The organism is Pseudoflavonifractor sp. BSD2780061688st1 E11, assembly GCF_005844125.1.
Taxonomy (GTDB): Bacteria; Bacillota; Clostridia; order Lachnospirales; family Lachnospiraceae; genus Sellimonas; species Sellimonas catena.
This window is the reverse complement of record NZ_SPHM01000070.1, coordinates 1-8,385: the sequence shown is the minus strand read 5'-3', so window position 1 is coordinate 8,385 and position 8,385 is coordinate 1. Positions and strand designations below refer to the sequence as shown.

Annotated in this window: 8 protein-coding genes, 1 tRNA gene and 1 rRNA gene; all 10 read left to right on the top strand. The window is 42.3% G+C overall.

The window, feature by feature from the left end:
• Nucleotides 1-183, top strand: a 23S ribosomal RNA gene (locus FGQ85_RS17745); the annotation flags it as partial.
• Nucleotides 184-299: 116 nt separating this feature from the next.
• A tRNA-Trp gene (locus FGQ85_RS17740) sits at nucleotides 300-370 on the top strand.
• A 603-nt stretch (nucleotides 371-973) separates the two neighbouring features.
• Nucleotides 974-1,450, top strand: coding sequence for an IS66 family insertion sequence element accessory protein TnpB (gene tnpB, locus FGQ85_RS18975; protein WP_243128606.1), 477 nt, complete (start codon nucleotides 974-976; stop codon nucleotides 1,448-1,450).
• A complete protein-coding gene (locus FGQ85_RS17730; RefSeq protein ID WP_243128605.1) occupies nucleotides 1,440-2,936 on the top strand; it encodes an IS66 family transposase in 1,497 nt (498 codons plus the stop codon). Before tnpB ends, FGQ85_RS17730 begins: the two co-directional genes overlap by 11 nt.
• A 249-nt stretch (nucleotides 2,937-3,185) precedes the next feature.
• On the top strand, nucleotides 3,186-3,809 hold the full coding sequence (locus FGQ85_RS17725; RefSeq protein ID WP_087253497.1) for a DUF6088 family protein: 624 nt from the start codon (nucleotides 3,186-3,188) through the stop codon (nucleotides 3,807-3,809).
• Complete coding sequence (locus FGQ85_RS17720) at nucleotides 3,796-4,704, top strand: nucleotidyl transferase AbiEii/AbiGii toxin family protein (protein WP_138374120.1); 909 nt, start codon at nucleotides 3,796-3,798, stop codon at nucleotides 4,702-4,704. Before FGQ85_RS17725 ends, FGQ85_RS17720 begins: the two co-directional genes overlap by 14 nt.
• Before the next feature lie 19 nt (nucleotides 4,705-4,723).
• On the top strand, nucleotides 4,724-5,410 hold the full coding sequence (locus tag FGQ85_RS18970; RefSeq protein ID WP_243128604.1) for a DEAD/DEAH box helicase: 687 nt from the start codon (nucleotides 4,724-4,726) through the stop codon (nucleotides 5,408-5,410).
• A complete protein-coding gene (locus FGQ85_RS17715; protein ID WP_347563114.1) occupies nucleotides 5,344-6,879 on the top strand; it encodes a DEAD/DEAH box helicase family protein in 1,536 nt (511 codons plus the stop codon). Before FGQ85_RS18970 ends, FGQ85_RS17715 begins: the two co-directional genes overlap by 67 nt.
• Nucleotides 6,880-6,977: 98 nt before the next feature.
• Nucleotides 6,978-7,205: a flavodoxin gene (locus FGQ85_RS17710; protein WP_347563115.1), complete on the top strand. Its 228-nt coding sequence runs from the start codon at nucleotides 6,978-6,980 to the stop codon at nucleotides 7,203-7,205.
• 259 nt (nucleotides 7,206-7,464) lie between these two features.
• Entirely contained in the window at nucleotides 7,465-7,989 is a 525-nt protein-coding gene (locus FGQ85_RS17705) for a hypothetical protein (RefSeq protein WP_087169593.1), read from the top strand.
• The last annotated feature ends 396 nt before the right edge of the window (nucleotides 7,990-8,385 follow it).

Sequence of the window (8,385 nt, the reverse complement as noted above, 5' to 3'; positions counted from 1 at the left end):
CAGGGTAGCCAAGCCGGGAAGGGATAAACGCTGAAGGCATCTAAGCGTGAAGCCCCCCTCAAGATGAGATATCCCATGCGAAAGCAGTAAGACCCCTTGAAGACGACGAGGTAGATAGGGCAGAGGTGGAAGTGTGGCAACACATGGAGCTGACTGTTACTAATAGGTCGAGGGCATAACCAAGGAATGGTGGATAGGAAAAAGCAGGATGACAGAAACGTGGACTTATATGTGGTTTTGAAGGTACACAAAAAGAAACACCTGAAAAGGTGTGTTTCTTTGTATCTGAAATAGAATATAGGGGATTGGTCAAATGGTATGACAGGAGTCTCCAAAACTCTTAGCGGGAGTTCGATTCTCTCATCCCCTGCTGAAAAACCGCCGAAATTCGGCGGTTTTTTCATGTCTGATTTTAAAATAGAACACAAGGTAGAACACAATATAAACATGTCTTTATGTTAGAACTATAATTGTTTTAATTTCACCACTATACATCCCAGCAAAAAGGCAATTACAAAGGCAAGAAGATGAATTACAAGTGTAGAAATATTTCCTGAAAAAAGCGGAATATTACCTAAGATCGCATAGCCGAGCATCCAGCTTGTCTCGACTGTGTTTGGACGAAAGCATCAGGACAAACCTCCGGGTATATACTTGAGAACTTATTGTTTCTTCAATCCTTTCTATATTCAGCCTATAATAATAGACAAGAAAGGAGAGTGTGGTCAGCAGAATAAGATCCCACAGTCTACTTTGGGCTATTGGATCCGAAAGATTCAGTCAGAAGCACCAGGAAAAGAACCTGCATCTGATCTGGTGTTCACAAAGCTGCCTTCGGAACAAGAGCTGCAGTTGAACTCTAGGACAGGAAATCATTCTGTTACGATCCTTCTTCCGGAAAATATCCGGATTGAAATTGGCGCTGACTGCTCAGCCAGGATACTGACTACGCTCTTGCAGGCGTTGAAGAACTATGCTTGATTTCTCTGGAAGCACAACCGTCTATCTGGCGTGTGGAGTGACCGATCTCCGTAAAAGCTATACCGGTTTGGCCGCAATTATCAAACTGAAATTCCATCTCGATCCGTACTCCCGCTGTATGTTCGCGTTCTGCAATCGCAGACGCACATTGATCAAGATTCTCCAGTGGGACGGCTCCGGATTCTGGATCCTGATGAAACGTCTGGAGCGGAATGCCTTCCATTGGCCGGACACACCGGATGAACTGCGGAAAGTGACTCTCAAAGAGATCCACTGGCTGTGCGATGGATCCGGTTTTTACAGAAGAACAACTGAACAGGATGGACAGGGAGGACATGCTCTCTTTGCTGAAGATTATGCAGGAGCATCGTCAAAAGCAGGAAGAAACGCTGCAGAAGCAGGAATCAAGGATCCAGATCCTGGAATAGAAAACAAAGGAACTGGAATTCCTGAACGCAATGCTCTTTGACCGCCTTACTCTTGCTCAGAGGAAACGCTTTGGCACATCCAGTGAAAAATATGCGGACGGGTATATCCAGCTGAATCTTTTTAACGAGGCAGAGCGGGAAGCAGACCTGAATGCCCCGGAACCGGACCTGGCAGAGATCCATCCGTCTTCTTACAAAAGAAAAAAACGTTCCGGAAAAAAGGAAGAAGACCTTTCCTCCTTTGAGACAACCGAAGTGATCGAGTACAAGCTGACGGGAGACGACCGTTACTGCCCGGACTGCAATACGAAATATAAGGTTGTCACAAAGGAAAGAGTCAAAAGACTGAAATTCATTCCCGCGAGGTTTGAAGTTGTGGAGGAAGTGATTTTTGTGTACAGCTGTCCGAAATGCGGGGCTATGAAACGGCCGGAAAAAGCGCCGTCACTCCTGAAAGAAAGTGCTGCAACCCCGTCCCTTGTTGCAGGCATCATGAATGCCAAGTATGTAAACGGGATGCCGCTTGCGCGTCAGGAACGGGAATTCGCCCGGTACGACCTGAATCTTTCCACAAAGACCATGGCGAACTGGATCATCCAATGTGCAGACCGGTATCTGCAGCCGCTCTATGATCTGATGAAAGAAGAGCTGCTCCGGAGTAACTATTTGCACGGAGACGAAACCAGAATGCAGGTGATCGATGAGCCGGATCAGAAGGGTTCCACCCAGAACTGGATGTGGGTCTATCTCACGGATGAATACAGCGGCTCTCCGCGGATGGTCCTCTTCCAATACGAAAGAACCCGTGCCGGATATCATTCGGCGGAATTCCTTGGAGATCAGTTTGAGGGATCTTTCACCTGCGATGGTTATCAGGCATACCACAATCTCCCGGAAAGGATCACTGTGACGGGATGCATGGCCCATGCGAGACGCAGATTCGATGAAGCCCTGACGGCCTTGAAAAAGGATTTCACCAAAGAACAGTTGAAGGAGACAACCGCATATCAGGCACTGGCACGGATCGGGATGCTCTATAAGATTGAAGAGATGATCCGTGACAAGACGCCGGAAGAACGGTATGAAGAGCGTCAAAAGCAGGCGAAGCCGCTTTTAGAGGCTTTCTTTGGGTGGCTTCATACACTGGAGGATTCCGTAGACCGGTCTTCATTGATCGGCGAAGCTGTCCTGCATACCCTGAACCAGAAAGTTTATCTGAGGAGATATCTGGAAGACGGACACTTAAGCATTGATAATCTGGCGGCAGAACGGCCGCTGAAAAACTTTGCGACAGGGCGTCGAAACTGGCTGTTTGCCAAGAGTATCCGGGGAGCACAGGCCAGCGCAACCGTATACAGCATTACGGAAACAGCGATGTTGAACGGTCTGAAACCCTACAATTATCTCACCTATGTGATGGAGCAGATGAAAGATCTTGGTCCGTTCCCGGAAAAGGAAGCGATGTTGGAACTGCTTCCATGGTCCACCAGCCTGCCGGCTGAATGCCACAGCAAACTGAAAAAATAAGAGACAAATATTCCCCTCGAAAGTGCCGGGGGGATTTCTTATTTTGTCAAGGTACGGATGATTACCTACTTACTTTTAAATGGCACTTTGAATTTCTTAAAACTGTGTTTAATAGGACAATATGTCCTGTTAAACAGTGATGTAGATGGAAACAATATGAATAAATCAGATGCGATTGACAAAGAAAAAAATTTTAAGTATACTAACGATAAGTAAATAAAATATTTACTTAATGAAAGGAAAGCGATTATGTTATATGAATATTTGAAAGAAAATTATATTCTAGGAGAACCTATTTTTACCGGAGATATTGATATCCCAGGGATGACAGAAGAAAATCTTAGATATCATTTAAAAAAACTTGCTGATAGTGGATCCATATGCCGATTTGAACCGGGAGTATACTATTTCCCCAAAACGGATATTTTCGGTGAGCGAATGTCTTTGTCCCCGGATACAGTAGCTGTTCATAAGTATATCTTGCGCAGGGGAAAGCGGGTGGGTTACTATTCCGGCTATACATTGGCAAACCGCATGGGATTATCCACGCAGGTTCCGCTTACTCAGGAGATAAACAGCAATTTTGCTCCGGCGTTGGTAAGGAAAACGACAATTAAAAACAGGCAGTATATTATCAGAAGGCCAGTGGTGGAAATCACTGAAGAAAATGCGCCGGTTCTCCAGTTTCTTGATTGTTTAAAGGATATTGAAAAATGCACAGAGATAGAACCGGAAAAGTGTGGAAAAATTTTAACGGAATATGCCAGGAAAAATGGTATTACAAAGAAAAAGATCGACAGATATATCACAAACTATCCACTCAAGATATATAAAGCAATATATGAAACGGAGGTAGAGTATGTATCTTCATAAGGATAGAGAAATGTTTAAGGATATGGTGGAACAGACTGCTGAGCAAAGTGGAAGAACACCTATAGTAGTAGAAAAAGATTACTATGTTACACTGATCCTGAAATTATTGTCAGAGCAGCTTGATCTGTGTGTTTTCAAAGGAGGGACGTCTTTATCCAAAGGATATCATTTAATCAATCGTTTTTCAGAAGATATTGATATTACTTTCAAAGAGCATATAGGAGAGAGTAGAAGGAAAAAACTTAAGAATGTTGTTTTAAAAGGAATAAGCGAAGAACTGGAAATGCCGATTGCAAACTGGAATGAAACCCAGAGCGACAGGGACTATAACGCTTATTTCTTTTCATATACTTCTGTATTTGAACTGGAAGATGAAAGACTGCCGCAGTATATAAAACTGGAAACTGCATTGGGGTCGTATGCATTTCCGACACAGTCGTTAGAGATACATAATTATATTGGGGATTATCTGGAAAAGCGAAATCGAATAGATCTGGCAAAACAATTTTCTCTTGACAGATTTTCAATGAATTTACAGTCGTTGGAAAGGACTTATATTGATAAGATTTTTGCTCTTTGCGATTATTATATGCAGGGGAAATCAAAACGGTATTCGCGTCATTTGTATGATGTCTATAAACTTACTCCGCTCATTGATTTTGATAATAAGTTTGTCTCATTGGTCAAAGAGGTCAGGGAGCATCGGGCTCAAATGACTGTATGTCCATCCGCAAAAGAAGGAGTAGATGTATCTGCCATTATTACAGAGTTTTGTGATAATTCCTTTTATGAAGAAGATTATCAGTCTATCACCAGTTATTTTACAGAAGACTTTGTGTCTTATGAGGATACCATTAAGAATATGAGAAAAATTATACAGGACATTTCTTTTTAGAAATCAAACAGGTAAAAATATGGATAATAAAGATAAGATTATTCGGGAACAGAGAGAAGAAATCCGTTTATTAAATGAAGAAATTAAGTGCCTTCAGTTACTTTTGTCCCAAGCAGGTATTCCCTATGGAAAAGGTATTCAGGAAAAGGAAAGACCGGTTGCTCAGCAGAAGGATTCTGTCATGAGTGAAACGGAAACAGTCAGGGAGCAATTTATCATCCTGGAAACGATCACTCAGAAGCACGCCCAGTATTTCTATTCTTTTTTCAAAGGACGGAAAGATGTATACAGTAAAAGAGCAGGAAAGCCGAATCCTAAGACCGGGAAAACAGGATATTATACGCAATGCTGGAATTACTGGAAGCCGGGTATTTGTCCGAAATATGAAAAAAAGAAAATAAAATGTGCGGACTGCCCGGAACAGCATTACAAAGAGCTTACAGGCAAAGTGATCATGCAGCATTTGACAGGTGCAAGAGAAGACTGTTCGGACGTGATAGGCGTCTACCCGATGCTGCCTGATGAGACTTGCAATTTCCTTGTATTTGATTTTGACAATCATGATGATACTACGAATGGGGATGATTATGCCAATACAGATGAACTCTGGAGGGAAGAAGTAAATGCTCTGCGCGAGATTTGCAGGATTTATGGAGTGGATATCCTGACAGAGCGTTCTCGTTCTGGAAAAGGAGCGCATATCTGATTGCAGCAAGAAAGACGAATACTCTTATATTGGTACATAATAAGGAGATTATGAATAACTGGGTGGAAGATATTCAGAAATTCCTTGATATTAACGAAGAACCGCCTGAGTACACGACGCCGAAGGGGCGTGTGAAACGGAGAAAAAGTGTGATCGGAACTCGCTATGCAGGCCATGATTCCATGACAGGGATTATTGATGTGGTGATGATATCATCCCTTGGAAAACCTGGAAATATTGATACAGTTGTGAAGGATTATGGAATGGTACTCATAGATGAATGTCATCACTGTGCATCGGATACCGCAGAGGCAGTAGTGAAAGAAGTCTCTGCCAGATATGTTTATGGTCTGACCGCAACTCCCAAACGGGATGACGGACAGGAACAAAAAATATTTATGCAGATCGGACCGGTCAGATACCGTTTCAGCGCAAAAGATAAAGTGAAACTTCAGGGAATTGCGCATTATGTATATCCGAGATTTACAAGGCTGATCAATACTACAGGACAGGAATGGAAGATCAATGAAGCATATGCCGCAGTGCGCGGCAGTGATGTGAGAAACAGGCAGATTATATCTGATGTAGAAGAATGTCTGAGGCAAGGCAGGACTCCGCTCGTTTTGACAAAATTCAGAGATCAGGCAGATATATTGCTTGCTATGCTCCGGGATAAGGCGGATCATGTATTCCTGCTTAAAGGCGGCAGAAGCAGAAAGGAAAACGAGCAGATCCGTGAGAATATGAAAAATGTTCCGGCAAATGAATCAATGGTTCTTGTTGCCATCGGACAATATATCGGAGAAGGTTTTAACTACCCAAGGCTAGACACAATGATGCTGACAACTCCCATTGCCTGGCAGGGGAATGTGGAGCAGTATTCCGGAAGACTACACAGGGATTATGAAGGCAAACGGAAGGTCATCATATATGACTATGTGGATGCGCATATCCGTGTATTGGATAAAATGTATTATAAAAGACTGAGAGCATATAAGAAGATCGGATATGAGATCGTTATGAATGAGGCAGAGAAAAAGCAGGAGACTAATGCCATATTTGACAGCGAATCCTATACGTCTGTATTTGAAAGAGATGTGGCGCAAGCCGATACGGAGATTGTGATTTCCAGCCCTGGAATCGGTGCAAAGGGGGTACACAGAATTTTAAAAACTTTGGAAGAACGACATGATAGCGGTGTGAAGATCACACTACTGACGCTGTCGGCGGACAATTACCCACAACAGCGAATTGAAAAGACGAAAGGACTGATTACCGAACTGATAGAATCGGGAGTGACTGTGCTGGAGAAGACGGGGATGCATGAACATTTTGCTGTGATTGACAGAGAAATCGTCTGGTATGGAAGTGTGAATCTGCTGTCTAATGTAAAGGAAGAAGATGGTTTGATGAGAGTGAAGAGTAGGGAGATTGCTCAGGAACTGCTGGAGATTGGGTTCCTGGAATAACTATTCTGGGGAATGTGGAAACACAAAACACACTTTTGTATACCGTTAAGCTCAGTAAAATCAAGGGCTGGGGAAAACGACCTCCGGTTTAGTACCCAATCTGGTGGGGCATCGCCGCATGGCCGGTAGACAGCTTTGTGGAAAATAATGATTTCACAGGAAAGACTGTGATCACGTTTGCAACATCTGCATCCTCCGGACTTGGCGAGAGCGGACAGCTTCTGGCGGATATGGCCGGAACCGGAGACTGGCAGGAAGGACAGCGATTCAGCTCCAGTGTTGATGAAGCAGAAGTACAGGAATGGATTGACGGACTGGGACTGTAGTTGCTGAGAATAGAATAGTTTGGTGACAGGGCAGGATGTTTGACATCCTGCCGTTTTTTATCGAAAGCTATGTCTTGTAGGACGAGAATATATCCTGTTATATAATCTGTTAGACGAAAACAATACGTATAACAAATAGGGGAGAAGACATGAATGGGGTTAAAATGATTGACATATTTTCTTTTTTACCATATTATAACGTATATACGATAAATGATTCTTCTAAACCTTACAGGAGAAAATGAGGAGAGACCAATCCATGAGGGAGAATGTGAAAATCATTACAGATAAAGATGGTAGGAAACTCGTTGTAATTTCAAAAATTTTATTTAAAGGAAAACGGTCGATTTGTTGGGATGAAGTGAAAAAGTATTTGAGGCAATATGTAGGGAATTCTTATTTGATTGAAGATACAAATGATACAGTTTATATTGGACGGGATCTACCGGATGAATATACGGGATCGAAATATACTTTTTCTTTGAAAGGAGCCAATGCGAAAGCGAAGGCGAATGCCACACAAGGAATTCCAGAGATGCTTGAAATTGCAGAAGGAAAGCATTATCGGGAGAATTCTGGAAATAAACATTTGCGAGATGCAGTATTTGGCTGGTACCGGTATGATTCCAGATTTGCATTGCCCGTTTATGATGAACAGGGAGTAGTGGAACGTTATAACGTGTATCATGTTTCCATGTTGGTGCGTCATGCAAAAAATGGGAATTATTATCTATATGACATTTTAGATATAAAAAAAGAAACGAGCAACCCGTTCCGATTTTAAATCATACTTGGTAAAAACCCATTTCTCATCTCTTATACTAATAAGAACAAAAGGGTTTGTCAAGATAAAATTGAAAGAAAAGATGAAAGGTAAAATTGGAAGAAAAGATGAAAGGAGAGGCTATGCTTATAAGCGAACGAATCTATCAATATCTTGAAGAAAAGGGAATGTCACAAATTGAATTTGCGAAAAGAACAGGTATATCTCAGAGTACAGTCAGTGACTGGAGGCGAAAGGGAACGAATCCTTCTGCGGATAAGATTATGATCTAGGTAATTGCGAAACTCCTTCGTAAACTTGAAGCAAAACAAGGAAAATTCGTACAGGGAAGGAGTTTTGGAATGAAAAGTGGATAACCGGATATTTTAGGCGCACTTTAATAAGCTATCTGCTTTA